We start from the raw sequence: 26,123 nt of genomic DNA on the forward strand, positions 1-26,123 counted from the left end.
GGCGTCTGCCGGGACCAGGTGCCTGGTTATCGGCCAACGACGGCCGCCTTCGATCCGGTCAGTCCGGCCGGACCGGTGGCGGACACCCGTCTGACCTGCGGATTCACCAGACTGGTCCGGTTGGTCCGGTAACTCTTCGCCTGCCGGTCCCGGGACTCGTTGAATCGACGTGGGAGGCCGCCACGGGTGGCCGGAGCGTTGGAGAGTGCCATGGATTCCGTTGTGTACGCCGTCGTACCGCTCGCTATCACGACAGTGGCGGCGACGACAACTGTCGCCGTCGTCATCGTCGCGCTCCGCGGGTCGGCTCCGCAGGAACGCGTGGCGATTCTCCGCGCAGTAGCGGACCTCGTCCACGCCGTCTGGCACACCCATCGAACGCTACCAACGGACAACGCCGGTATGTATCGCGACGGCGGGTCGGATGCTCCGTCCGAGTAGGGGGAGGGACTGTCATGAGCAACACACTCGGGCCACAGCGGAAACGGACCACTGCCGTACGGCGGAATACGCGGCGCGTGATCGTCGCCATCAACATCACCGAGGCCGTCGTCGCCCTGCCGTGTCTCGTCGCGGCGTACGGTCTCGCGGAACGGCTCGTCGCGGCTCAGGAGATCGTCGGACCGCACCGGGTCGCCAGCCAGTCGGTCGCGCACCTCGCGATCACGCTGAACATGAGTCTGCTGATCGTCGGCGCCGCCGCCGGCGCGGTCGGCAGCGTGATCCAGCAGAGTATGGCGTTCGCTCGCAACGCCACGCCGGATCATCCGGTCGCGTGGTACGTCATGCGGCCGCTCTGGTCCGCCCTGCTCGGTTCCGTCTCGGTGATCGCCGTCAACACCGGCCTGCTCAGCATCGGCGACGACAGCACGTCCAGCGCCGCGGTCGCCGTACTCGTGCTGACCGGCTGCCTGGCCGGCCTGTTCACCGACCAGGTCCTGCGCCGCCTCCGCACCATGCTCGACCGACGTTCACGAACCAGCTAACGCACTTACTCAGGGGGAGAAAAGAATGGCCACGACGTACAAGATCCATCCGGCGATCGGCATCGCCCGGGTCGGCAACAGTCCGGACGAGTTCTTCGTCGGACCGGAGCACCTCGGCGAACGACCGGAGCCGCCGGGCGGGTTCAAGGACGCACAGTGCCGGGTCAAGCGGCAGGCGGCGCGCTTCCGGATCTTCGCGCACCACGACGACGGCAGCGTCGAGGAGCTCGACGACGCCTCCGCCGAGATCTCGTGGACCGTTCACCTGGTGAACGCCAAGGCCGCGCACCCGAACCGCGGCAACAGCGAGCCGATCGGTCAGCTCACGATCGACCCGGGCCCGCGGACCCTGACCGGGCCCGATCAGCGGGAGCTGTTCGACACCGGCACGATCGACTTCTCCGGCGAGCCGTCGGTGACGGTGCCGCTCGGCGAGATCCGCAGCGACGACGACAACCACCTGCTCGTCCTCGGCGGGCACGGCGCCGCCGCGTCACCAGCCGGCAACGTGATCGGCAGCTTCTGGGGAAACGCCGGCTGGTACGACGACGTGTCGGACGGACCGGTGACCGCGACCATCACCTTGCGCTCGGACAACTCGACGCCGTCGGTCGTGGGCGCCTGGGCGATCGTCGCGCCGCCGAAGTTCGCGCCGCACCAGGACAGTGTGACCACGCTCTACGACCGGGTCCTGCAGCACATGATCGACCTCGGACACGTGCCGGCGCCGACCACGACGTCGTACACGAACGACGTCTATCCGATCCTGCAGCGCGCCCGCGACATGCGGTGGGTGGAAGGGATCTTCGGCGCGCACAGCTGGCCGGATCCGGTGACGTCGCAGCCGCTCGTCGACGCGATCTTCGCGCGGCTGCGACCGCCCGGCGACATGCCTCGGCTCAACGGCAGCGATTCCGCGCTGACGCCGACGCAGTACGCGCACATGCAGCGCTGGCAGGCAGGCAACTACACTCCAGACTGGATCGACGTACCGGAACCGCAGACCGACCTGACCCCGGACGGCATGGATCGCGCGGCACTCGAGGCCTGCGTCGGCGGCGCGTTCTTCCCCGGGATCGAGGCCGGCGGCCTGTCCGCGGGCGACCGGCCGATCATCGAGACGTCGTACCCCGCGGCGTTCCGGATCTCGTCCACCGCCGGCACGATCAGCCAGGCGATGGCGTTGCCGTGGCACGCCGACTTCAAGGCATGCGGTGACAACTGGTGGCCGGTCCCGCGGCCGAACGACGTGATCGCGCAGGACACCGGCAGCCAGGCCCGCTGGGATCGTGACGTCGCGAGCATGGACGACATGGTGACGCTGTGGCACACGCTCGGGTTCGTCGTCGAGCAAGGGGCCGAGCACGTCGAGGTCGAGCACTGCGACGAGTCGTCGATCACGCTGCTCACGCCGGAGTTGCGTTTCGTCGACGTACCGCAGGGGCCGATGGGCATGGTGCGCGAGGCCGCGCTGGCGATCAGCTTCGAGGTGCTGTCGCCCGGGTCGGCCGTCACGCTCGACTACGCGCCTGGAGGTGCGCCGGCGCATCCTCAGTTGGTCGCCGCCACTACCTCGGTCACCGTCGGTCCGACCGCGCCCAACGGTGTGGCGACTGCTCGGCTGTGGGTCGTGTACCGGACCGGCGCGGCGCCGTCGTCCATTCCGCCGCAGGTACTCACGGTCCGCGAGGCCGCGTCCGGTCAGACCTGGAACGTGACGGTCACCGGCAACACCGTTGCGCGTACGACGGCGGCCACCGCACTGGTGCTCGACCGCTCGGGGAGCATGAGTGAGGACCGCGGGGACGGTCAGAGCAAACACGTGGCGCTGCAGCAGGCCGCGAACATCTTCGTCGACCTGATGCTCGAAGGCGACGGTGTCGGGATCGTCCGCTACAACGAGGACGCGCAGCCGTTGCAGTCCGTCCTCGAGCTCGGCGCGGGCGGGCTCTCCGATGTGAACCGCAACGCGACCCACGACACGATCAACGGCAACGGACTCGATCCGCAGGGCGCGACGTCCATCGGCGACGGCATCTTCGAGGGCCGCGCGCTGCTCGACGCGGCACCGCCGTACGACGTGAAATCGCTGGTCGTCCTCACCGACGGCATCGAGAACAGTCCCCGCGCGATCTCCGACGTCGCCGCGCAGATCAACGAGCGCACGTACGCCGTCGGGCTCGGGCAGCCGCAGAACATCAGCGTGCCCGCGTTGCAGACCATCTCCGGCAACAACGGCGGGTACCTGCTGGTGACCGGCGCGATCACCACCGACAACAGGTTCCTGCTGCAGAAGTACTTCCTGCAGGTCCTGGCGGGGATCAGCAACGCCGAGGTGGTGCTCGACCCGGACGGTGAGCTGAGTGTCGGCGCGGTGCACCGCATCCCGTTCCAGCTCTCCGACGGCGACTCGGGTGTGGACGTCGTACTGCTGACGCCGCGTCCGGAGGCCGTCGACTTCCGGCTGCAGACGCCGAACGGCCTGCTGATCGAACCGTGGCGGGCGCAGGCGGAGCCGGCCATGCGGTACGTGACCGGCGACGGCGTCGCGTACTACCGGATCACGCTGCCCGTCCAGCTCCGGCCGGGCCGCTTCGACCAGGCCGGGACCTGGCACGCGTTACTGACGATCGGGCGACCGCATACCGGGAGGACCCCTGATGATTCCGATGGCGTGGACCTGTCGATCCTCCGCGGCCGGGCCAACCAGCCGGTGCGATCGGCTCCATCGGCTCAGCCTGCGCGGCGGCCGTTCGAGTTCGAGCGGGCCTTCGCGGTCGCGAACGAACCGGCCGAGGGTGAGCAGCCTGGGCGGCGCGGTCTTCCGTACAGCCTGGTGGTGCACTCCTACTCGAACGTGTCGCTGCGCGCCGCCGCCGACCAGCGATCCTTCGAGCCGGGCGCCGAGGTGACGATCAACGCGACGCTCACGCAGTCCGGCGTACCGGTCGACGGCGATCCTTCGGTGTGGGCCGACGTGACGCGCCCGGACGGGTCGCCGGCAACGCTGGTGCTGGACCAGGTCGCGGCGGGTGAGTTCGCGGCAAGCTTCGGTACGACGTTGCCTGGTGTCTACCGAATCCGCGTGCGCGCCCGTGGGCGTACTCGCGTGGGACGGCCGTTCACGCGGGAACGTACGCTGACCGCGGCCGTGTGGCGTGGCGGCGACAACCCACCGGCTCCTCCTAGCGGTGATTCCTTCTGCGAGTGGTTGTCCTGCCTGTTCAAGGGCGAGGTCATCGACGAGAAGCTGATCGAGCGGCTGCGGCGGCTCGGGTTCGACCTCGACGCACTCCGCAAGTGCCTGCGCGGTTGCGGCTGCTGACATGGTCGACTTGGCCGACATGGTCACGGCGTACGACGTCGTTGTCGCCGGCGGAGGTCCCGCCGGCGCAGCGACCGCCCTGCGGCTGGCTGGTTCGGGGTTCTCCGTCGCGTTGCTGGAGCGGAGCCGCTTCGACCGGCCTCGTGTCGGCGAGACGCTTGCGCCCAGCGTCCAGCCGTTGCTGCGGGACCTCGGGGTCTGGGAACGGTTCGTTGCCTTGGGCCCGTTACCGTCGTGGGGCACGCGGAGCATCTGGAGCAGCACGGAACCGGCCGCGCACTCACACCTCGAAACCGGTCAGGCCAGCGGTTGGCATGTTGATCGCCGGTTGTTCGACCGAATGCTCTTCGACGCAGCAGCCGAGGCCGGCGCGTCGGTCTCGCTCGGCACGTCACTCAGCTCCTGCGCGTACGACGGGAGGTGGCAACTCACGTGCTCCAACGGCCGCCGCCTGACCGCCCGAGTGCTGATCGACGCGACCGGCCGCTCGGCCACCATCGGGCGGTCGCTCTGCGCACGACGCATCGCCTTCGACCACCTGGTCGGGATCACCGCCCAATGGAGCGGCGTGGACGTCACCGCCGAGCAGTACCTGCTGATCGAGTCGGTCCCCGATGGCTGGTGGTACACCGCACCACTCCCCGGAAACGTGATGGTCGGCATGCTCATGACCGACGCCGACATCTGCCGCCACCACAACCTCACCGCCCCGAACCCCTGGCGCACCCACCTCACCTCCACCACCGCAACCGCCCTCCGCGTCGAGGCCGCCCGTCTGCCGACCGCTCCGCGGGTCTATTCGGCTGCCAGTCATCGGCTGGTGCGGCCTGGCGACATCCGCCCGTGGCTCGCGGTCGGCGACGCCGCTCTCGCGGTCGACCCCATCTCAGGTAGCGGCGTACCCCGAGCCCTCCGCACCGCCGAAGCCGCCGCAACAACAGCCGCCCACTTGCTGCTCCACCCCGCCGACCCCACCCCCCTCACCACCTACGAGTCCACCCGAAACACCGAGTGCACCACCTACCTGTCCACCCGAGCCGACTACTACGCCGTAGCCCTCCCCCACCCAACCCCCTTCTGGACCCGCCGAAAACTCCCAGTCGCGTCCTGACCCTCAGCCATGCAGCGTGGGGCGGTAGATGAGCTCCTGAGTGTTGCCGTCGAGGGTGCGGGTCTCGAGGAGTTCGAGGTCGAAGTCGGCCGCGCCCCCGAACACCGGATCCGTCCCGGTCTGGCCGGTGATCACCGGGAACACCGTCACCTGAACGCGATCGACCAGGCCGGCGGCCATCAGCGCCCGGTTCAACGACAAACTGCCATGCGACCGCAACGGTACGTCGGACTCTTCCTTCAGCCGGGCAACGATCTCGACGACATCCCCGCTCGCCACCGTCGCATCCGGCCAGTCGAGCGGCTCCTGCAACGTGCTCGAGACCACCGTCGCCGGCATCTCCCGCATCCGGGTGACCCACGCGTCCCGAGCCTCGTCTCCTTCGGAACTCGCCGCCAGCATCTCCGCATGCGCCCGATAAGTGGTGGCCCCGAACACCATCCGCACCTCCCCGCCGTACAAAGCCAGCCGCCGCTCGAGGAACTCCGGCCCCTGCTTCCCCCAGTACCCACCCCAGTCACCGGTGTGCGCCCCGAACCCATCGAGGCTGGAAAATACGTCGAACGTATAGGTAGCAGTCATCACGCTCTCCTCAGGTACGTCGGCCGCTCTCGTCAGCGGCCGCTCATCCCTGCTACGAACTCCCCCTGCCCGATCCGACACCGATGCGCAGGTAGAGGTCGCGGAGTAGGCAGATTTCCGCGCCGTGGTGGATCAGTTCGATGTTTGCGTACAGCATCTTCTTGGCCATCGGTGCGTGGGCGAACGCGGGCGGCTCCCCCTGCGGCTCCGCGAGTCCTGCAGTTCCGAGCCGACGTACGCCGTCGATCCAGATCCCGTACTCCGCATCAAGCTGCCGCAACGCCTCCTCGGCAGTCCCCGCGTAGCAGAACGTCTCCTCGCTGACCGGCGTACGCCCGAACTGTTTGCCGTTCGTCGACGCGAGCCCGCCGATCAAATGCGCCATCCGCCAAGCGATCGTCGTCACCGGCTCCCGCTCGTACGGCGGCTCGGCGTAGTCCATCGTGAACTCGCCCGCCCCGAAGGAGATCGCCGCCGTACTGTGCCCGCGCCGACTCACCGTCCAGCAGTCGGCCACCGGCTCCCAGAAATACTCGTCGTCGGTCAGCCCTTCCAGCCGTGGCCGAAGCCGCCCCTGCCAGTGCGCAACAATCTGATCGACTACCTCGGCACCCCAGTCCACACCCATCCCCAGACCGTAGCCGCCAGAGGGGCTGCGGATCCCCGAGTCCGGTTCAGCCACCCGCCGACGGCTCGCGGTCAGATCCAGCTGGGCAGTTGGGCGTAGCGTGCGCCGAAACCGCCGTCGGGCAGGATCTCTCGGATGGCTGCGAGGTCCGTGTCGGTGAGAGTGATATCGGCGGCGCGGGTGTTCTCCTCGACACGCTGAGGGCTGCGGGTACCAGGAATCGAGACGATGTGCTCGCCTCGCGTGAGCAGCCAAGCGAGGGCCAGTTGGGAAACACTGATCCCCTTGGCCGCGGCAAGGTCAGCGAGCCGGCCGACGGCCTCGACGTTCTTCTCGAAGTTGCCGGGCTGCCAGCGCGGGTCGACGTTCCGCATGTCGGTGGGATCGTACTGACCGGCGGGCTTGGCGGTGCCGGTGATGAATCCACGGCCCAGCGGCGAGTAAGCGACGAACCCGATGCCGAGCTCGTCGAGGGTGGCGAACAGTTGCTCGGCGTCGCGCTCGAACAATGAGTACTCGGTCTGCAGCACCGATACCGGCTGGACGGCGTGCGCACGGCGGATGGTCTGCGGCCCGGCCTCGCTCAGCCCGAAGTACTTCACCTTGCCGGCCTCGATCAGTTCCTTGACCGTCCCGGCCACGTCCTCGATGGGTACGTCGGGGTCGACGCGGTGCTGGTAGAAGACGTCGAGGTAGTCCACGCCGAGGTAGCGGAGCGAGTTGTCGGCGACCTTGCGAATGTTGTCCGGGCGGCTGTTCAGGCCGAGCGGTTCGGTGGACAGGTCGAATCCGAACTTGGTCGCCAGTACGACGTCATCGCGGAAGCTCTTGACGGCCCGACCGACCAGAAGCTCATTGGAGCCGGTGCCCCAGCCGTAGAGCTCGGCGGTGTCGAAGTGGGTCACGCCGAGGTCGTGGGCGCGCTGGATGGCGGCGATACCTTCGCTCTCGTCACTGGGACCGTAGGCCAGGGTGATACCCATCGCGCCGTAGCCGATCGCCGAGACCGTGAGTCCTTGGCTGCCAAGTGTCCTGTACTGCATGTCATGCACTCCTCAGGTCAAACCAAACAGTTCGGTTCTACCGTACGACGACTTACCCGCTCAGCCAAACCGAACAGTTCGGTCCGGTACTGTGGACCAATGGACTCCTCGACCAGCGCCGACACGACCCGCGACCGGATCGTCGCCGCAGCGAAGGCCGAGTTCTCCCGCTACGGGATCGCCGGTGCGCGGATCGAGCGCATCGCCAAGGCCGCGAAGACCAGCAAGGAACGGCTGTACGCGTACTTCCGCAGCAAGGAGGCTCTGTACCACTTCGTCGCGGAACAGGAACTGGCAGCGGTAGCCGAGGCCACTCGCCTGGACCCCACCGATCTGCCCGGCTACGCGGGGCGGGTCCACGACTACTTCGTGAGTCATCCCGACCGCTTGCGGATCATCGAGTGGGGGCGCCTCGAGCTCGGCAGCGACGGCTCACGGATCGACGATGCGACGCAGGAGGTCGTGCAACACAAGGTCGAGCAGTTGCGACAGGCCCAGGAAGCCGGCCAGCTGGACTCGGAGTGGGAACCGATCGACATCCTCGTGTTCGTCAACCAGATCGCCGTGGGGTGGGCGGGACAGGTCGACTTCGTCGACTCGGTCGCCGCGCTGGTCCGAGATCCCTCCCCTTCCGCGCGCCACGCCGCCGTGGTCGCCGCCGTTCAACGCCTCTTCCCAGCCGGAGGTCAACCCGGTCAGCGTTCTACCTGAAGTCGCGGGATTTGGTGCGGGCTGCCAGGGGAAGGCGTTGGAGGTGCTCGGCGGACAGGTTGGTGACTTCGCCGGCGCGTTCTACCCGGCCGCGGATGATCATGGCGGCGGCGTTGCGGGCCACGGCGGCGTGGCGGTGCCAGCAGCCGACGGTGATGACGATGTTCGCCATGCCGGTCTCGTCCTCGAGGTTCATGAACGTGACCCCGGAGGCGGTGGCGGGACGTTGGCGGTGGGTGACCACGCCGGCGACCCGGACGCGGGCTCCGTTCGGTGCCGCCTTCAACTCGGCCGCCGACAAGATCCCGTCGGCGCGGAGCCGGTCGCGGACCCGTTGCATCGGGTGGCTCTCGGTGGTGATCGAGGTGGACCACAGATCGGCCATGTCGGCCTCGATGTCGCTCATCCCGGGCAACGTCGGCGGCGGACCGGCCGCGGTGATCCCGGCCAGCTGCCCCGGACGCTCCTCGGCGGCCCGGCCCGCTTCCCACAACGCCTGCCGCCGGTCGAGCCCGAAGCAATCGAACGCCCCCGCGGTCGCCAGTGCCTCGACCTGTGCCGCGGTGATCCCGGTACGCCGGACCAGGTCGGCCATCTCGGTGAACGGCCCGCCCCGCTCCCGCTCCTCGACGATCAGCTTCGCGCCCTTCTCCCCGACCGTGCGTACTTCGGACAGCCCGAGCCGGACCGCGAACACGCCGTCCCGGCGATGCACCGTGGTGTCGAACGGCGCCTTCGGATCGAACGGGCCCACCAACGGCTGCGGGTCCGCCAAACACTCGTCCAAGCCGGTCGGCCCGGTCCGCTCCTGCCCGTCGACCAGCAGCTCGAGCCCCGCGTCGATACCCGAGAGATGCAGGTGCGGACGCCGTACCTCGACACCGTGCCGGCGGGCGTCGGCGACCAGGGACTGCGGTGAGTAGAACCCCATCGGCTGCGCCCGGAGCAGTGCGGCCAGGAACGCGGCCGGGTAGTGCAGCCGCAGCCACGTGCTGGAGTAGACGAGCAGCGCGAAGCTGATCGAGTGCGACTCGGCGAACCCGAAGTTCGCGAACGCCTCGATCTTGGCGTAGATCTCGTCGGCCAGCTCCCCGGTGATCCCGTTGCCCGCCATCCCGGCGTACAGCTTGTCCTTCAGCGACGAGATCTTCTCGATACCGCGTTTGGAGCCCATCGCGCGGCGCAGCAGATCGGCCTCGTCGCCGTCGATCTCGCCGACCGCCATCGCCATCTGCATCAGCTGCTCCTGGAACAGCGGCACGCCCATGGTCCGCTCCAGCACCGGCTCCAGCTTCGGGTGCAGGTAGGTGATCGGCTCCTCCCCGGTCCGGCGGCGGATGTACGGATGCACGGCGCCGCCCTGGATCGGGCCGGGCCGGATCAGCGCGATCTCGGTGACCAGGTCGTAGAACCGCCGCGGTTTCAGCCGCGGCAGGGTCGCCATCTGCGCACGGGACTCCACCTGGAACACGCCCACCGAGTCCGCGTGGCAGAGCTGGTCGTAGACCCCGGCCTCCTCCCGCGGGATCGTGTGCAGCTCCCACGATTCCCCGAGCTGCTCGCGGACCATGTCCAGGCAGTACTGCAGCGCGGCCAGCATGCCGAGCCCGAGCAGGTCGAACTTCACCAGCCCCATCCACGCGCAGTCGTCCTTGTCCCACTGCAGGACCGTGCGGTTCTCCATCCGGGCGTGCTCGATCGGCACCACCTCGCCGACCGGACGCTCGGTCAGCACCATCCCGCCGGAGTGGATCCCCAGGTGCCGCGGGAACTTCAGCAGCTCGGTCGCCATCCCCACCACCTGCGGCGGGATATCGTGCTCGGTCGAAGTGATCTCGGGGCTCCACCCGTCCACCTGTTTCGACCACGCGTCCTGCTGTCCGACGGAGTACCCTAGCGCCTTGGCCATGTCCCGGACGGCGGACTTCGGGCGGTAGGAGATCACGTTCGCCACCTGGGCCGCGTTGTGCCGGCCGTATTTCTTGTAGACGTGCTGGATCACCTCCTCGCGGCGTCCGGAGTCGAAGTCGACGTCGATGTCCGGCTCCTCGGCGCGGGTGGTGGCCAGGAACCGCTCGAACGGCAGGTTGTAGAGGATGCTGTCCACCGCGGTGATCCCGAGCGCGTAGCAGACCGCGGAGTTCGCCGCCGATCCCCTGCCCTGGCAGAGGATCCCGTTGTCGTGCGCGAACTTCACGATGTCGTGCACGATCAGGAAATACCCCGGGAACTCCTTCTCCTCGATCACGGCCAGCTCGCGCCTCAAGCGCTCGTACGCATCCGGGCGTTGTTTGCGGGTCCCGTACCGCTTCGCGGCGCCCTCGAAGGTCAGGTGCCGCAACCACGACATCGGGGTGTGACCGTCGGGAACGTCGCGTAGCGGGAGCTTCGGTTTCGCCCGGGCGAGGTCGAACGCGAGCTGGTCCGCCAGCGTCACCGAGCGCGCCACCGCCCCGTCGTACCGCTGGAAGCGGGCGGTCATCTCCGCGCCGGAGCGCACGAACGCCATCCCGCTCGACGGCAGCCAGCCGTCCATCGCGTCGAGGTCGCGACGGGCCCGTACGGCGGCCAGCGCGGCCGCCAGCTTGTGCTGGGCCGGGGTCGCGTAATGAACGTTGTTCGTGGCAACTACCGGGAGGCCGCGGTCGGCGGCCAGGCCGGCCAGCACCCGGTTCCGCGTGGTGTCGGCGGGGACGTGGTGGTCGATCAGCTCGACGACCACCCGGTCCTTGCCGAACAGCGCGGTCAGCCGGTCCAGCTCGCGGCCCGCCGCCGCCGGACCGTCGGCACGCCCGCCAAGCTCCAGCGCCTGCCGGACCAGTCCCTTACGACACCCGGTCAGAATCACCCAAGCGTCACGCCCCTTGTCAGCCAGCCGTTCCAGCGAGTAGACCGGCTTCCCCTTCTCCCCGCCTTTCAACTGCGCCTCGGTGATCTCACCGGCCAGCTTGTGGTACCCCTCCTGCCCCTCGGCCAGCACCAGCAGGTGACTGCCTTCAGGGTCGGCCACCCCGTTCTGCGGACCGGTCAGCCCCAAGGACAGCTCCGCCCCGAACACGGTCGGCAGCGAGTACGCCGCGGCGGCCTCGGCGAACCGCGCCGCGCCGTAGAACCCGTCGTGATCGGTCAGCGCCAGCGCGTGCAGCCCCTGCCGGACGGCGGCCTCGACCAGGTCCTCCGGCTGCGAGGCGCCGTCCAGGAAGGAGAAGTTCGAGTGGACGTGGAGCTCGGCGTACGGCACCGAATGCTCGGGCCGGACGGCCAGAGTCTTCGAAGGCACATACGGCCCGCGATGCTGCGACCACGCCGGACTGTCCCCGCCGTCCCCCGTCACCGGCCGCCCACCATGACTGCCCGGCCGCGACCGATCCGAGAGCTTCCGCTCCAGCTCGGACCACTTGATCGGCGGGTTGTTGTACCCCATAGCCACATATTAGAACATAGGTTCGACTGGAGCTGTGGTCTTGGTGCAGTAGCCTGCTGTTCGTCGAGGGGGACAGCGGGTGGACGAACACACGGACAACCTCACCCTGGCGCGACGGGCCTACGCAGCACGGGATTGGGCCACTGTCGCGGCGCACTTCGACGCGGTCGCGACCGAGCGGCTCACCGCGAACGACCTCGCCGCCTACGCCGATGCTGTGTGGTGGCTCGGCCGGATCGAGGACAACCTCCGGCTGAACGCCGCGGCCTGCGACGCCTTCCTGTCCGACTCCCGGCCGGCCGAGGCCGCGTGGACCGCCCTGGTGCTCGGAATCTTCCACCTGGGGCGCGGCGACGAGCCACGGGGTACAGGCTGGATCGGCCGTGCCGCACGCCTCGTGCAAGGGGTACCCGAATGCAAGGTGCACGGGTACCTGCTACTCCTGACCGAGGTGGAAGCGAGCCTGCAGGCCGGGCAACCCTCGGCGGCGATGGATGCGGCCCGCCGGATGCAGGATCTCGGTCGCGGTCTCGGCCAGCCCGACCTGGTGGCTCTGGGCCTGAACGGCGAAGGCCGCGCCCTGATCAGGTCCGGGCACGTGGCCGACGGACTGCGGCTGCTCGACGAGGCGATGGTCACCGTCCTGGACGGTCGGCTCGATCCGTTCGCCTCGGGCACGCTCTACTGCCACACCATCGCGACCTGTCACGAGGTCGCCGACATCCGCCGGATGAGTCGCTGGATCGACCTGACCGAGCAGTGGCTGGCCACCTTCCCCGCAGCAGTGGCGTTCGGAGGACTGTGCGCGGTGCACCGGGTTCAGCTCCAGTTGCTCCGCGGCGAGTGGGACGAGGCCGAGCGGCACGCGCTGCAGACCGCGGCGGACCTCGACGCCCACCGGATCGACTACGCCGCGGAGGCTTGGTACGTCGTGGCCGAGGTACGTCGGCTGCGCGGCGACCCGACCGCCGCTGATGCGTACGACGAGGCACACGCGCGCGGGCGTGACCCGCAACCGGGGCGTGCACTGCTGCAACTCCGGAAGCACGACGCAGCAGCCGCCGCGACGTCAGTGCGCTCGGCCCTGGCCGCGGTCGGCCCCGACCCGCTACGCCGAGCCCCGCTGTGGGCCGCGGCAGTCGAGATCGCAGTCGCCTCGGGGCAGCTGGATGTCGCGGCGGCCGCCGCGTCCGAGCTCGTGGAGACGGCGTCGACGTACGCCACCTCAGGGTTGGAAGCGATGGCGGCCACCGCCCACGGCGCCGTACTGCTGGCCCAGGACCGCGCCGAGGAGGCCCTTGCGGTACTCCGCGACGCGTGCCGGCGCTGGCACGAACTCGGAGCGGCGTACGACGCCGCCACAACCTGCGTCCGGCTCGCCGCCGCCTACCAGGCGCTCGGCGACGAGGCGTCCGCCGCCGCGGAGGTCGCGCGGGCCGAGACGACGTTCGAGCGGCTGGGAGCGTACTGGCCGGCGCCGGGCCGGCCCGACGGGTTGACCGGACGCGAGTGCGAGGTGCTGTCACTCGTGGCCGACGGCCGCTCCAACCGGGAGATCGGCCGGACGCTGTACATCAGCGACCGCACGGTCGCCCGGCACCTGACGAACGCCTTCCACAAGATCGGGGTCACCTCGCGGACCCAGGCCGCGCGCTACGCCATCGACCACGGCCTGACCGTCAGCCGGTGAAGCGACTACGCACAACCGCGTAGATGGATGACGCGCAGTTGGTCAATCGCACCGATGCCGTCACCGCGGCGCGCGATCTAGCGTCTCGATAGCTGCACCGAACACCGGAGCAGCAGCGATCGTTCTGGAGGGGATCGTCATGACTGAGCGCATCCATGGAGCCGTCTCCGCCGACGGCACCGGCATCGCCGGACGAGTACAGGGCAACGGGCCGGCGCTGGTTCTGGTCCACGGCGCGATCGGTGACGGCGACATCGCCTGGGAGGCCGTCCTTCCTCACCTGACCGGCCGATTCACCTGCTACCTGCCGAGCACACGAGGCCGCGGGTTGTCGAGCGACAACCCGGACCACTCACCCGAACGCCTGGAGCAGGACGTCACCGCATTCGTGGAAAGCATCGGTGAGCCGGTCAGCCTGGTCGGCTGGTCGGGCAGTGGGGAGTGGGTGCTCGGGGTGGCCGCGCGCAGCCGGTCCGTGGCGGCCGTCGCTGCGTACGAGCCGGCTGTGGTGTCGGTGATGCGAGAATCCGACCGCAGCCGTACGGTCGCCGTACTGGAGAAGATGGGTACGGCGGCGGCCGAAGGGCGGCTTGTGGATGCGGCCCGCACGTTCGCCCCGTGGATCTGCAACGACGACGAGATCGCCGCCTTGGAGAAGACGGACTTCTACGAGCGGTGGGCGGGCCGCGTCCCGGCGATGCTCCGCTTCCTCCAGGCTGACGCGGCCTACGAGGGGCCTCGATCCACAGACCCCGAGGCGCTCGGGAAGGTCGGCGTACCGGTCCTGCTCCTGCGCGGTGAGCAGACCTTGCTCGGCGACTGGTTCACCGATGCAGCACAGCACATCGCCCGGTACGTCGCCGACGCATCCGTCCGCGAGCTGCCGGACGTCGGTCACTTCGCCCCGCTGGTGGCACCAGTGGCACTCGCCGAGGCGCTCGTCTCGTTCTTCGCGTCGGTCGGGGTGACCGGCCTAACCGCCCGATAAATGGGTGGCCGGTGCGGTGGAGCGGTTGGTACCGTGCCGTGGTCCGTGACAACACGCGTGGAGGTGATGCCCCGATGAACGCAGTAGCGCAGTGGGTGCTCCCCTTCCCGTGGTCACGGGCGGGCGATTGACGTAGGTGTCGCCGGGAGCGCCTCGAGAAGCACTCCCGAAAGGAAACACCTATGCACACTGTGCCTTTCACGATCTCTCGCGTCGCCGACAACCAATGGCACGCGATCGAGAACGATCTGGTCGTCGGTCGCGGTCACGCGACGCGGCGGCTCGACGGCCGGACCTTCCTCAGCATCGACACCTGGCGCGACGCCGTCTTCCACCGGCTCGCCGCTGCCATGGTGGCTGATCAGCCGCAGTACACGGTGGTCGACGAGACCGACCACAACCTCCTGACCAATTGGGTACTCGCGGGATTCACGACATCACGTCGCGAAGCGGAGTTCGTCGTACCCACCGGCCCTTCCCGGGCGACCGTGCCACCGGGGATCGCCATCACGACCGCCACCGAGGCTCCATTGCGCGAGCTGGACCAGGCGATTCGCGACGAAGTCGAGTCCACCGTCGGCTGGCACACGATGCCCGCGGAGGTGCTGCCCTGGCAAGGCGGCACCAGGCCGATCGACCCGTCGAAGTACACGGTCGCGGTGCGAGACGATCGGTACGTCGGGATGATCCGGGTAGCCACGATGACCCGGCGCCCGCGCATCGGGCTGGTCGCCGTACGGACAGCCGAGCACCGGCACGGCATCGCCCGGGCGTTGCTCGATCACGTGCTGGACGGTCTGCATCGTTCCGGATTCGAAGCCGCCACGGCGGAGGTCGACGAGACCAACACGGCCGCGCTGGCACTGTTCGAAGGGCTGGGCGCGCGCCGTACGGGCTGCAGCCTGGAACTGATCCGCCGGCCGGGGCAGGCGGTCTGACGATGTCCAGAGCAGCAGGCGGCATCGAGGTCGAGGGCACCGTCGTCGAGTGCCTCCGGAACGCCACCTTCCGGGTCGAACTCACCAACGGGCACAAGGTCCTCGCCCACATCAGCGGAAAGATCCGGAAGAACTACATCAAGATCGTCCTCGAGGACCGCGTCCTCGTCGAACTCAGCCCCTACGACCTGGACCGGGGCCGGATCGTCTTCCGCTACCGGAACTGACAGCACTGTCGCCTATCGCACACACCTCCCGTCCGGATCAAGACTAGAACATATGTTCGATGAAGCGGTAATCTGAAAACATGCTTGGTCGGTTCACGGTTCGGCCGTCCGACGACGGATCCAACAGGTTCGGCGTCTGGGACGGTGCGGTCAACGGGTGGCGTGCAACAGGGATCGACGACGAAAGGAAGGCCCGGGAGTTGGCAGCCGAGCTCGACGTGCAGTACGACGCCCACGGGCCACGCGCGGCGGACGCCGTACGGCACGTCGATCCTGCCCAGCAGGTGCAGCGGGCGACCTGGTCGACCGGCGAGCTGGACGTCTGGATCCGCGACAAGGGGGTCTGGCTGGGGCGGTTCCGGGACCAGGACGGCGAGATCGTCTGGGTCCCGGGATCGGACCTCAGACCCCTCTAACGGGGCTTGGGCTTCGGCTTGGGGTCGGGCTTCTTCTTCTCGGGCTCGGCCGGCTTCGGGTTCGGGTCGCCGATCAGCTTCTTCGGCGGCGCGACGAAGCGTTCGACCGGGAGCCCGCGGAGGGCGCCCTGCATCGCGGTCTGCCAGAGCGGGCCGGCGGTGCCGGAGCCGGTCGGGTCGGCGATGTCCTTGCCGTTCAGCGTGTGCCGGTACATCAGGTTGGTGTACGGCAGGTTCGCGTCCGCGACCACCGAGGCAGCGGCCAGGTTCGGGGTGTAACCGGCGTACCAGACAGCCAGGTTGTCCTGGATGGTTCCGGTCTTGCCGGCCATGTCGCGGGTGCCGAAGCGCAGCCGGCCGCCGGTCCCGCCCGGCATCATCACCGCGCTCAGCACCCGGTTCACGCCGTCCGCGACCGCCCGCGGGAGCACCTGCTTGCAGTTGAATCCGGGCCCGGGGACCGGGCGCCCTGCCTTGTCCCGCACCGACGTGACGACCAGCGTCTCGCAGTACTTCCCGCGCGCCGCGAACGTCGCGTAGGCGTTCGACAGCATCAGCGGCGTCACGTACCCGACCCCGAGCGTCATCGAGATCACCTGGTCTAGCGGCTGCAGCGTCTGCGCGTTGTACATCCCGAGCTTGGCCGCGATGGTCGCGATCGAGCACAGCCCGGTCCGCTGCGACAGCTGCAGGAAGTAGGTGTTCGTCGAGTACCGCGCGGCCTCGACCATCGTCAGGTTGCCGCCGCGCGTCGAGTTCTGCGGCTGGTACGTCGGGTCGCGCGTCCAGCCCTTGCAGGTCCGGAACTTCTTGGTGCGCAGGTCGATCTGCTCCGGCGAGTTCATCCGGGTGTCCATCGGGATGCCCTTGGACAGCGCCGCCGCGATCGTGAACGCCTTCATCGTCGAGCCGTTCTGGAATCCGCCGTACCCGCCGGCGTACGACTTCTCGACGTTGTAGTTGTAGTTCGTGTGGAAGCTCCCGTTACCGTACGGGCGGCTCTGCACCATCGCCTTCACCAGGCCGGTGCCGGGCTCGACGATGCTGATCGCGGCGATCGCGGAGTCGCTGCGCTTGGTGTGCTCGTCGATCGACGCCTGCGCCGCGGCCTGGATCTTCGGGTCGATCGAGGTCCGGATCAGCAGGCCGCCGGTCTTCAGGTAGTGGTCGCGGTCCTTGACGGTCGTGCCCAGCGCCGGGTTGGCGAGCAGCTTGGAGACCACGTAGTCGCAGTAGAACGGGTACCGCGAGTTGGCGCACCCGTTCGGCACCGGCTCGACCTTCGCCAGGTCGATCACCGGCGACCGGAGCGCCTGGTTCGCCTGGCCGACCGTGATCACGCCGAGCTCGAGCATCCGCTTGATCACCACGTCCCGGCGGGCCTTCGCGCGGGCCAGGTTGTTGGTCGGGTCGTACCCGGTCGGGTTCTTCACCAGTCCGGCCAGCAGCGCGGCCTGCGGGAGCGTGAGCTTGTCGGCCGTGGTCCGGAAGTAGTGCTGGGCCGCGGTCTGGACGCCGTACGTGCCGTCGCCGAAGTTCGCCAGGTTCAGGTACCGCTCGAGGATCTCGTCCTTGGACAGCTCGCTCTCGACCGCGATCGCGTACCGCAGCTCGGCGAGCTTGCGTTCGTACGAGACCTCGGTGGCCTGCTGCCGCTCGGCCGCGGTGCGCGCCTTCTCGACCAGGCTCATCTTCACGTACTGCTGGGTGATGCTCGACCCGCCCTGCTGCACCTCGCCCTCGGTCTGGTTGCGCACCATCGCGCGCAGCGTGCCCTTCAGATCGAGTGCGCCGTGGTCGTAGAACCGGGAGTCCTCGATCGCCACGATCGCCTTACGCATGATCGGGCTGACCGCGGTCAGCGGCACCGGCACCCGGTTCTGCTCGTACAGCGTCGCGACCAGGGTGCCGTCCGCGGCCAGGATGCGGCTGCGAACGGCCACCGGATCGATGGCGAGTTCCCGCGGCAGGCTCTGAACGCTGTCGGCGACCTCAGCCGCGCCACGTCCGGCGAAGCCGGCGAACGGGACCGCGAGCCCCGCCGCCAGCGCACCAGAAAGCGCGCTCACGCCGATGAACGTGATCAACGACCGAGCCCAACTGCGACCGCCCCTGTCGGTACGCACTCGTCCAGGGTAGGCGAGAGATCAAACTCCCGGTACCCCGGAATTGATTGCCTCGATCAACTTCGGCCGCAGTTCGCGGGCACTGATCACCGCGTCGACGGACCCGACCTCGCGGGCCCGCTCGATGCTGTGCACCCGGTCGAACTCGGTCGCGACCTCGCCCAGTTTCTCTGCCCGTACGACGGTTCGCACGTCCGCGAGCTCCGTGGCCAGGGCCGCCCGTTCCGCGCCGGCGGCCTCGCCGACCCGCTCGGCCAGCGACGCGACCCGCGGATCCGCGGCGGTCCGCGCGTCCACCTCGGCCGCGAACACGACCGCCGCGGCCGGCGCGCCGCCGAGCACCGAGGCGAACGATCCCTCGACCGCGAGCACCGTCATCGACGGGTTCAGCGACTTCGAGAACACCACGAACGCGCCGCCGTGGTACCGCGAGACGACGCAGAACACGATCGGCCCGCGGAAGTTCACGATCGCCCGCCCGATCTCGGCGCCGTACTCGAGCTGCAGGTTCCGCATCGAGTCCGGTGACCCGTCGAACCCCGACAGGTTCGCCAGCACCACCAGCGGCCGGTTCCCGCTGGCCGAGTTGATCGCCCGCGCGACCTTCTTCGACGACCGTGGGAACAGCGTGCCGGCGGTGTACGTGTCCGGTCCGTCGGTGGGCGGGAAGCCGCGCCGCGGCACCGACCGGGACTCGATCCCGACCAGGCAGACCGGGAACCCGCCGAGCCGCGCGTCCTGCACGACCGCGGTGTCGGCGTCGGCCATCCCGGCCCAGCGCTCCAGCACCGGGTGGTCCTGGTCCGTGACGGCCCGCATCAGCGTGCGGATGTCGAACGCCTTCTTCCGGTCCGGGTTCGTCGCCGCCGAGAAGATCTCGCCGATCGTCTTGAAGTCGCTTCCGGCGACGTCGTGCGGGTACGGCGTGACATCGCGATCCACCGGGTCGGACGTCTGCGCCCGCCGCGGACCCTGCTCCCCCGGTGCGACGTACGTGTGGTCGTAGTACGTCATCAGCACGTCCCGGGCGTCCTTCAGGTTCGGCGCCCAGTACTGCGCCTGCCCGTTCGGACCCATCACCCGGTCGTAGCCACCGATGCCGAAGTTGTCCTCGGCCGAAACACTGCCGGAGAAGTCCAGCGTCTGCTTGCCGGTCAGCACCATCGCACTGTCCGGCGTCATCACCAGGATGCCCTTGGTGTGCATCAGCATCGTCGCCTCGGCGTTCCAGTACGGCTGCGCGCCGACGTTGATGCCCGCGACCACGACGTTGATCTCGCCGCCGTCCTGCGTGAACTCGACGATCCGCTTCAGCGCCTTCGCGACCCAGTCCATGTTCTCGGTACCGGAGTCCATCGAGATCCGGGCGCCCGCGGAGAGCGAGTACCACTCGACCGGTACCCGCATCTGCTCGGCCAGGTCGAGGGCCGCGATGATCCGCGCGCACTCCGCCTCGGCCACCGCGCCGAGCGCCATGGTCGGGTCGCCGCTCATCGCGACCCGGGTGAGGCCGTCCGGGTACCGCGTGGTCGGCGTGGTCACGATGCCGACGATGATGCCCGCTTTGTTCAGGCCCTTCGCCCGGTCCACCGGGACCAGGCGTCCGGCGTCGTCGAGGTCGTGCTCGACGAACGATCCGCCCTGGCCGGCGACCATGCCGCTGACCTCGTACGGGTAGATCGTGTTCCGGCGCCGGGACCGCTGCACCTTCTGCGCGTAGTCGTCGAGCGGCAGCAACCGCCCGGTCGGCGGCTGCTCGATCGACGTGACGACGCCGGCTCCGTGCTGGTAGTAGAACCGGGCCGCGACCGGGTTGACCGAGCCGTCCGGACCCGGGACCTCGCCCTGCACCAGGACCTCCTCGATCCCGGCGCCCGCGGTCATCGGGGCGATGTTGCGCTGCAGCGCGGTCACCTCGTCGACCTGGACGTCGACCACCGGCCAGATCTGCACCCAGACGTGGTTCATGTCCAGCTTGGCGCCGGCCGCGCCGCGGGCGGTCCGGGCCCGGCGGATCGCCTCCAGGCAGTTCGAGATCGCGCGCTCCGCGTGCGGCAGCGACGTGACCTGCCCGTCCTCGTCACGGACCACGACGAACTGGCGGACCTGTGCCAGCGCGACGAGCCGCCGGTCGGCCTCGTTGTCGCGGGCGACGCAGTAGTAGAGGAGCACGTCCTCCGGCGCGTCGAGGCGGGTGATGCGGAAGTCGCGCAGCCGCCAGAGGTTCAGGCGGCGGCCGACCATCGGGTGCACGCCGCGGACGTTGTCGTCCTCGGCCATCGATCCGCCGGCCGGGCGGTACGTGAAGTACGAGACCGGTCGGCCCTGTCCCGGGGCGACCGCGACCGAGATCCGGCGTACCCGCTGGGCGATCGGCAGGTCGGCGACCATCCGGCGGTACAGGTCCGCGGCCTCCTGCTGCGAATCGGGCAGGTCCGGGCCGTACAGGTAGAGCTCGACGACGGCCTCGTGGCCCGCCGTACGGGCGTCGATCCGATCGGTCAGCGCCCGCGACAGGCCGCTGTCCGGATCGGCCAGCTCGGCGACCGTTCCGACCGTCGTGACGAGGTGGCTCGGGCGGTCGTCGATCGAGTAGTCCGCGGTCGCGAACGGCCGCCCGTCGACGGCGAACTCGCGCAGGTCGTGCAGCTCGTACTCGCGGTAGTGCCGCCGGACGAGCACCTCGAGCATCGGCTCGCGCTCGCCCCAGCCGCCCTCCAGCCGCTGGGCGAGGAACCGGACGATCGGCTCCGGGATCGCGGCCAGCGCGTCGATCCGCCGCTGCCGCTCCGGCGAGTCCGGGTGCGTCGCCAGGTCGGCGACCTCGTCGCCCACGCCCGCGATGATCGACGCCCGCTCGGCGTCGACCTGCGGCTGGTCGAACCACCGGAACCGAACACTCCGGGCCAGGTCGCCGACGACCGGGAAGCGCAGCTGCGTGGCCAGCACCAGCCGGTCCAGCAGTTCGTGCACGCACTCGTCCAGCGGCGCCTCCGGCAGCGGCTCGGCGATCCACCGCTGCAGCACGGACGTCACCAGCAGTACGTCGGGACTCGAGCGCTGCTGCGCCAGGAAGATCCGGAAGACCGCCTCCTCCAGCTCAGGGCTCCGCTCCAGCCCGGTCACCCCGTAGTGGCTCAGCACCCGGGTCAACCGGGCCTGGAACTCGCCCGGTAGGCCGCCACGGTCCGGATCCAGACTCTGCAGGTACGTGTAGAAATACTCGCGCGGGCTGTGCACCCGGTTCTCGAGGGTGGTGTCCGTCCCGGCCGGCCGGTTGCGGCTCAGCTCGGCGAAGTCCGCGAACACCGTCAGCAGCTCGATCTCCAGCCCGACCGGCGGCCCCGAGCGCTGATGAGCGAGCTCGGACCGCGCGGCCAGGTAGTCGGCCAGCATGCCGCCCTCGTCCTGCGGGTCGATGTCGAACCCGAGCAGCATGCTCCGCAGGTCGTCCAGCCCGCGCTCCAGCCGCTCGGCCGCGGACTTCTCCCCGGTCCCGTTCGGCAGATCCAGCTGTACGCCGTTCTGCACCGGAGCGGCCTCCTCCGCAGCAGCGTCGTCCGCCACCGGCTCCAACCGCAGCAGCGGCGCACCCGTCTCCACCTGACTGCCGGTCGAGACCAGCAGCTCCTTCACGGTCGCCTTGAACGGCGCGTACAGCACCGTCTCCATCTTCATGCTCTCGAGCACCAGCACCGGAGCGCCGGCCTCGATCTCGGCACCGGTCTGCACCGGCGTCGCCACCACGAGCGCCGGCGCGGGCGAACGCAGTACGCCGCCCTCGTCACGACTCACGCGGTGGGTGACGCCGTCGACCTCGACCAGATGCACCGGGCCGTGGGTCGCGGTCACCAGACGGAATCGCTGCCCGCCGACGACCAGCCGGCTCGTGTACTCGTCCAGCCGCTCCAGCTCGGCGTCCACCACCTTGAGGTGATCGTTGCCGTTGCCGACACCGACCCGGAACCGCTCCGGACCGATCCGCGCCACCGTCACCCGGTAGCTCGCGCCGCGCAGCTTCAGGTCGATCGCGCGACCGACCTCGTGCTGGACCTGCGGGCGACCGCCGTGCGCGGTCTCGTACAAGCGGATGCGCTCGACCTGCTCGGCGTCCTCGTACCCCTCGATCGCGGCCGCGACCAGCGCGATGCCGGAGTGCCGGTGCGAGACCAGGCGGCCCTCACCGCGGACGCGGTCGATCCAGCCGGTGTCGGCGCTGCCGTCGATCACCTCGGGCTGGTCGAGCAGGTCGAGGATGAAGCTCTTGTTGGTCGCGCCGCCCTCGATCAGGACGGTCGTCGCCTGCATCGCGCGCCGCAGCCGCGCGAGCGCCTCCTCGCGCGTGCGCCCGTACCCGATGATCTTCGCGATCATCGAGTCGAAGTCCGCCGGGATGCTGTCCCCCGCGCTGACGCCGGTGTCGACGCGGATACCCGGGCCGGCCGGGAGATCGAGTACGACGATCCGCCCGGGCGACGGTGCGAAGTCGCGGTCCGGGTCCTCGGCGTTCAGCCGGGCCTCGACCGCGTGCCCGCTCTCCACCGGCTTGGGTCCCTCCAGCCGGCCACCATCAGCGACGTGCAGCTGCGCCTTCACCAGGTCGAACCCGGTGGTCAGCTCGGTGATCGGGTGCTCGACCTGGAGCCGGGTGTTGACCTCGAGGAACGCGAACGACTTCTCCTCCGGGTGGTACAGGAACTCGACCGTCGCGGCGCCCCGGTACCCGACCGCGATCGCCAGCCGCTCGGCGGACGCCTTCAGGTCGTCGACCTGGGACGCGGACAGCAGCGGCGACGCGGACTCCTCGATCACCTTCTGGTTGCGGCGCTGCACCGAGCAGTCCCGGACGCCGAGCGCCCACGCCGTACCCTCGCCGTCCGCGATCACCTGGACCTCGACGTGCCGGGCGCCGGTGACGAGGCGCTCCAGGAACACCACGCCGCTGCCGAACGCACGGGCTGCCTCGTCGCTGGTCCGCGCATACGCGTCGGAGAGCTCGTCGGCGGAGCGCACCACCCGGATGCCGCGGCCACCGCCGCCGGCCGTTGCCTTGAGCATCAACGGGTACCCGATCCGCTCGGCCGCCGCGAGCGCCGCGTCCAGCGACTCGACCGCTCCGCGGCTCCACGGCGCGACCGGTACGCCGACCTCCTCGGCGATCAGCTTCGAGCCGATCTTGTCGCCGAGCTTGCGCATCGCCTCGGCCGACGGGCCGATGAAGGTCACGCCGATCCGGTCGCACAGCTCCGCGAACGCCGGGTCCTCGGCGACGAACCCCCAGCCGACCCAGGCGGCGTCCGCCCCGGTCTCGCGGAGCGCGCGTTCCAGGACCTCCAGGTCCAGGTACGGCCGGGCCGACGCCGGGCCGAGCGGGTACGTGATGTCCGCCGCCCGCACGAAGGTCGCCGTCCGCTCGCCGTCGGTGAACAAGGCCACGGTCTCGATCGGGTCACCGCCTTCGGCGTTGACTTCGCGGACCGCGTTGATGAGCCGCATCGCGGCTTCACCCCGGTTCACTATTGCGATACGCTTGAACATCGACCGCCTCCGTGTCTCACCCTGCCTTGTGCAGCTGGGATCGCCAGCTGCTGGCACAGGTTTTCAGCCCAGGGCCGTTACCGTCGAGTCGGCCCCCCAATCAGGCGTGTTTCCACCCTGACCCTGGCGTGTGGAAACCTCCAGGGCAGGGATTCTGGGAGGGGATGAAGAACGTGACTGACACGTTGATCGACCGGCTGCGGGGCGAGGTCGCCGGTCCGGTGCTCGCACCGGGTGACAAGGGGTACGACGAAGAACTGTCCGGGTTCAACCTGGCGGTGACGCACACACCGGACGTCGTGGTCGGGCTGACGTCCGAGGACGACGCCGTCGCGGTGGTCCGCGCCGCGGCCGAGACCGGTACACCGGTCCGCGTGCTGGCGACCGGCCACGGCATCCCGAACCCGATGCAGGGCGGGATCGTGGTGACCACCGGGCGAATGACCGGCGTGAGTGTGGACGCCGAGGCACAGGTCGCGCACATCGCCGCGGGCACCCAGTGGGCCGAGGTCATCGCAGCGGCCGCGCCGTACGGCCTGGCGCCGATCACCGGCGCGTCCGACGCGGTCGGTTGCATCGGGTACACGCTCGGCGGCGGCCTCGGCCCGCTCGCCCGGACGTACGGTTTCTCGTCCGACTGGGCGCGCTCGTTCCGCGTCGTGACGGCGGCGGGCGAAGCGGTGACCGCGAGCGAGACCGAGCACCCCGACCTGTTCTGGGCGTTGCGCGGCGGCAAGGGTGGCTTCGGCATCGTCACCGCGATGGACTTCGGACTGGTCGAGCTGCGCACCCTGTACGGCGGCTCGGTGTTCTTCGACGCGGAGCACATCGCCTCTGCGCTGACCACCTGGGCCGAGTGGACGAACGCCCTGCCGGAGAGCGCGAACTCGTCGGTGGTGATCCTGCGGCTGCCGCCGCTCGAGTTCATTCCCGAACCGCTGCGCGGCAAGACGGTGCTGAGCGTCCGTTTCGCGTACGTCGGTGACGCGGCCGACGGCAAGAAGCTCTTCCAGCCGATCCGCGACGCCGGTCCGACGCTGATCGACGCCGTCGGCGAGATGCCGGCGAGCGACATCGCGCTGATCCACAACGACCCGAAGGACCCGACGCCGGCGTGGGACCGCGGCCTGATGCTGGACGAGCTGGACGCCGAGTTCATCGCCGCGTTCCTGGACGTGGCCGGCCCGGAGCAGCAGATTCCGTTGGTCGCGGTCGAGCTCCGGCACCTCGGCGGCGCGACAGAGCGCGACGTCCCCGAGGGCAGCGCGGTCGGCGGGCGGAGCGGGGCGTGCACGCTGACGATGATCGGCGTACCGGATCCGAGCCTGTTCGAAAAGGTGCTTCCGGCAACGGTTGACGGGATTCTCGGGCGGCTCGAGCCGTGGGTGTGCGAGGAGACCACGGTGAACTTCTCCGGCGGTTTCGCGCTGCCGGGGTCGTACGAGCGGTCGTGGCCGGCGGACACGTTCGCGCGGCTGGCCGACGTACGGACGGCCTACGACCCGGACACGCTGTTCCCGTTCGGGCCCCGCCAGGAGAACTCCGGCGCGTAACCGAGCAGGCGGCGCGCCTTCTCGATCGACAGCAACGTCTCGTTCGGGCCGAACGGGCGCTTCACGGGGACGCCGGGGAACACCTCGGCGAGAAGCTCCTCGTTCGGCCGGGACATCACCGTGTCGGCGTTCGCGACGATGAACACGTCCGTCCCGGTCACGTCGTACTCGAGCGCCTTGCGGACGGCCTGGGCGCCGTCGCGGGCGTCGATGTAGCCCCACAGGTTCCACTTGCGCGCCTGGGCGTCGGCGTCGAACGACGGGAACCGGGCGTAGTCCTCCGGATACATCACGTTGGAGAACCGGAGCCCGATCAGCTTCAGGTCCGGATGCCACCGGCAGAGCTGCCGGGCCAGCTCCTCCTCGAGCGTCTTGACGAGCGAGTACGTGCTGTTCGGCCGCGGCGGATAGTCCTCGTCGACCGGCACGTACGGCGGGAACTCGTCGAACGGCAGACCCAGTACGGTCTCGCTCGACGCCCACACGATGTTCCGGACGCCGGCCCGCAGCGCCGCCGAGAACACGTTGTACGTCACGGTCATGTTGTTGTGGAACGTCGCCGCGTTCGGCCGCAGGCCCGGCGCCGGGACCGCGGCGAGATGCACCACCGCGTCGACGCCGTCGTGCCGGTCGTCGATCCCGGCGATCGCCTCGTAGGTCTGGCCGAAATCGGTCAGATCCACCCGCGTCGACGTCAAATCGGCCCGCGCCGGTGCAGCCTGGTCGAGCGCGACCACGTCCCAGCCCTGGTCCGCGAGATGATCGACGACGGCCTTGCCGAGTTTCCCGCTGCTCCCGGTCACTGCTACTCGCGTCATACGCTCAGACTAAGGTGAG

18 protein-coding genes are annotated in these 26,123 nt (G+C 69.5%); 11 read left to right on the forward strand and 7 right to left on the reverse strand.

Translation table 11 applies throughout. The annotated features are described in order from the left end of the window. The first annotated feature begins 210 nt into the window (after positions 1–210). From ACLJOO_RS32310 to ACLJOO_RS32325, 4 genes are read left to right on the forward strand one after another with little or no spacing between them, the layout of a single operon-like run. Positions 211–441, forward strand: coding sequence for a hypothetical protein (locus ACLJOO_RS32310; RefSeq protein WP_410791391.1), 231 nt, complete (start codon positions 211–213; stop codon positions 439–441). Between the two features lie 14 nt (positions 442–455). Then, positions 456–986 (forward strand): hypothetical protein, encoded by a 531-nt coding sequence (locus tag ACLJOO_RS32315; RefSeq protein ID WP_410791393.1) that lies wholly within the window; start codon positions 456–458, stop codon positions 984–986. Positions 987–1,011: 25 nt separating this feature from the next. Further along, on the forward strand, positions 1,012–4,311 hold the full coding sequence (locus ACLJOO_RS32320) for a LodA/GoxA family CTQ-dependent oxidase (RefSeq protein WP_410791395.1): 3,300 nt from the start codon (positions 1,012–1,014) through the stop codon (positions 4,309–4,311). A gap of 1 nt (position 4,312) precedes the next feature. After that, positions 4,313–5,422 carry an NAD(P)/FAD-dependent oxidoreductase gene (locus ACLJOO_RS32325; protein WP_410791397.1) on the forward strand — a complete coding sequence of 370 codons (1,110 nt, stop codon included), beginning with the start codon at positions 4,313–4,315 and terminating at the stop codon, positions 5,420–5,422. Positions 5,423–5,425: 3 nt separating this feature from the next. Here ACLJOO_RS32325 and ACLJOO_RS32330 read toward each other — a convergent pair whose 3' ends face one another. From ACLJOO_RS32330 to ACLJOO_RS32340, 3 genes are all read right to left on the reverse strand, one after another. After that, positions 5,426–6,004, reverse strand: a complete 579-nt coding sequence (locus tag ACLJOO_RS32330; protein ID WP_410791399.1) for a dihydrofolate reductase family protein — start codon at positions 6,002–6,004, stop codon at positions 5,426–5,428. A 52-nt stretch (positions 6,005–6,056) separates the two neighbouring features. Continuing rightward, positions 6,057–6,632 carry a DinB family protein gene (locus tag ACLJOO_RS32335; RefSeq protein ID WP_410791401.1) on the reverse strand — a complete coding sequence of 192 codons (576 nt, stop codon included), beginning with the start codon at positions 6,630–6,632 and terminating at the stop codon, positions 6,057–6,059. A 71-nt stretch (positions 6,633–6,703) separates the two neighbouring features. After that, entirely contained in the window at positions 6,704–7,675 is a 972-nt protein-coding gene (locus ACLJOO_RS32340) for an aldo/keto reductase (RefSeq protein WP_410791403.1), read from the reverse strand. A gap of 99 nt (positions 7,676–7,774) precedes the next feature. On the opposite strand from ACLJOO_RS32340, the gene ACLJOO_RS32345 reads away from it, so the two are divergent. Further along, positions 7,775–8,386 carry a TetR family transcriptional regulator gene (locus ACLJOO_RS32345; RefSeq protein ID WP_410791405.1) on the forward strand — a complete coding sequence of 204 codons (612 nt, stop codon included), beginning with the start codon at positions 7,775–7,777 and terminating at the stop codon, positions 8,384–8,386. Here the strand turns inward: ACLJOO_RS32345 and ACLJOO_RS32350 are convergent. Next, a complete protein-coding gene (locus tag ACLJOO_RS32350; RefSeq protein WP_410791408.1) occupies positions 8,379–11,810 on the reverse strand; it encodes an error-prone DNA polymerase in 3,432 nt (1,143 codons plus the stop codon). The two genes, ACLJOO_RS32345 and ACLJOO_RS32350, sit on opposite strands and share 8 nt — an antisense overlap. Before the next feature lie 79 nt (positions 11,811–11,889). On the opposite strand from ACLJOO_RS32350, the gene ACLJOO_RS32355 reads away from it, so the two are divergent. From ACLJOO_RS32355 to ACLJOO_RS32375, 5 genes are all read left to right on the forward strand, one after another. Continuing rightward, the gene (locus ACLJOO_RS32355; RefSeq protein WP_410791410.1) at positions 11,890–13,500 is read left to right on the forward strand and encodes a LuxR C-terminal-related transcriptional regulator; all 1,611 of its coding nucleotides are present in this window, start codon (positions 11,890–11,892) and stop codon (positions 13,498–13,500) included. Between the two features lie 139 nt (positions 13,501–13,639). Further along, complete coding sequence (locus ACLJOO_RS32360; RefSeq protein WP_410791411.1) at positions 13,640–14,488, forward strand: alpha/beta fold hydrolase; 849 nt, start codon at positions 13,640–13,642, stop codon at positions 14,486–14,488. Positions 14,489–14,670: 182 nt separating this feature from the next. After that, complete coding sequence (locus ACLJOO_RS32365) at positions 14,671–15,426, forward strand: GNAT family N-acetyltransferase (RefSeq protein ID WP_410791413.1); 756 nt, start codon at positions 14,671–14,673, stop codon at positions 15,424–15,426. A gap of 2 nt (positions 15,427–15,428) precedes the next feature. After that, on the forward strand, positions 15,429–15,653 hold the full coding sequence (infA, locus tag ACLJOO_RS32370) for a translation initiation factor IF-1 (RefSeq protein ID WP_410791414.1): 225 nt from the start codon (positions 15,429–15,431) through the stop codon (positions 15,651–15,653). Positions 15,654–15,733: 80 nt separating this feature from the next. After that, positions 15,734–16,069: a hypothetical protein gene (locus ACLJOO_RS32375; protein WP_410791416.1), complete on the forward strand. Its 336-nt coding sequence runs from the start codon at positions 15,734–15,736 to the stop codon at positions 16,067–16,069. Here ACLJOO_RS32375 and ACLJOO_RS32380 read toward each other — a convergent pair. Continuing rightward, positions 16,066–18,195, reverse strand: a complete 2,130-nt coding sequence (locus ACLJOO_RS32380; protein WP_410791417.1) for a transglycosylase domain-containing protein — start codon at positions 18,193–18,195, stop codon at positions 16,066–16,068. The genes ACLJOO_RS32375 and ACLJOO_RS32380 overlap by 4 nt on opposite strands. Positions 18,196–18,216: 21 nt before the next feature. Beyond that, complete coding sequence (locus tag ACLJOO_RS32385; protein WP_410791419.1) at positions 18,217–23,733, reverse strand: carboxyl transferase domain-containing protein; 5,517 nt, start codon at positions 23,731–23,733, stop codon at positions 18,217–18,219. A gap of 164 nt (positions 23,734–23,897) precedes the next feature. Between ACLJOO_RS32385 and ACLJOO_RS32390 the strand changes: the two genes are divergently transcribed. Continuing rightward, positions 23,898–25,286, forward strand: a complete 1,389-nt coding sequence (locus tag ACLJOO_RS32390) for an FAD-binding oxidoreductase (protein ID WP_410791421.1) — start codon at positions 23,898–23,900, stop codon at positions 25,284–25,286. Here ACLJOO_RS32390 and ACLJOO_RS32395 read toward each other — a convergent pair. Continuing rightward, a complete protein-coding gene (locus ACLJOO_RS32395) occupies positions 25,229–26,104 on the reverse strand; it encodes an NAD-dependent epimerase/dehydratase family protein (protein WP_410791423.1) in 876 nt (291 codons plus the stop codon). The genes ACLJOO_RS32390 and ACLJOO_RS32395 overlap by 58 nt on opposite strands. Positions 26,105–26,123 lie beyond the last annotated feature (19 nt).

Source organism: Kribbella sp. C-35 (genome assembly GCF_046549195.1).
Classification (GTDB): Bacteria; Actinomycetota; Actinomycetes; order Propionibacteriales; family Kribbellaceae; genus Kribbella.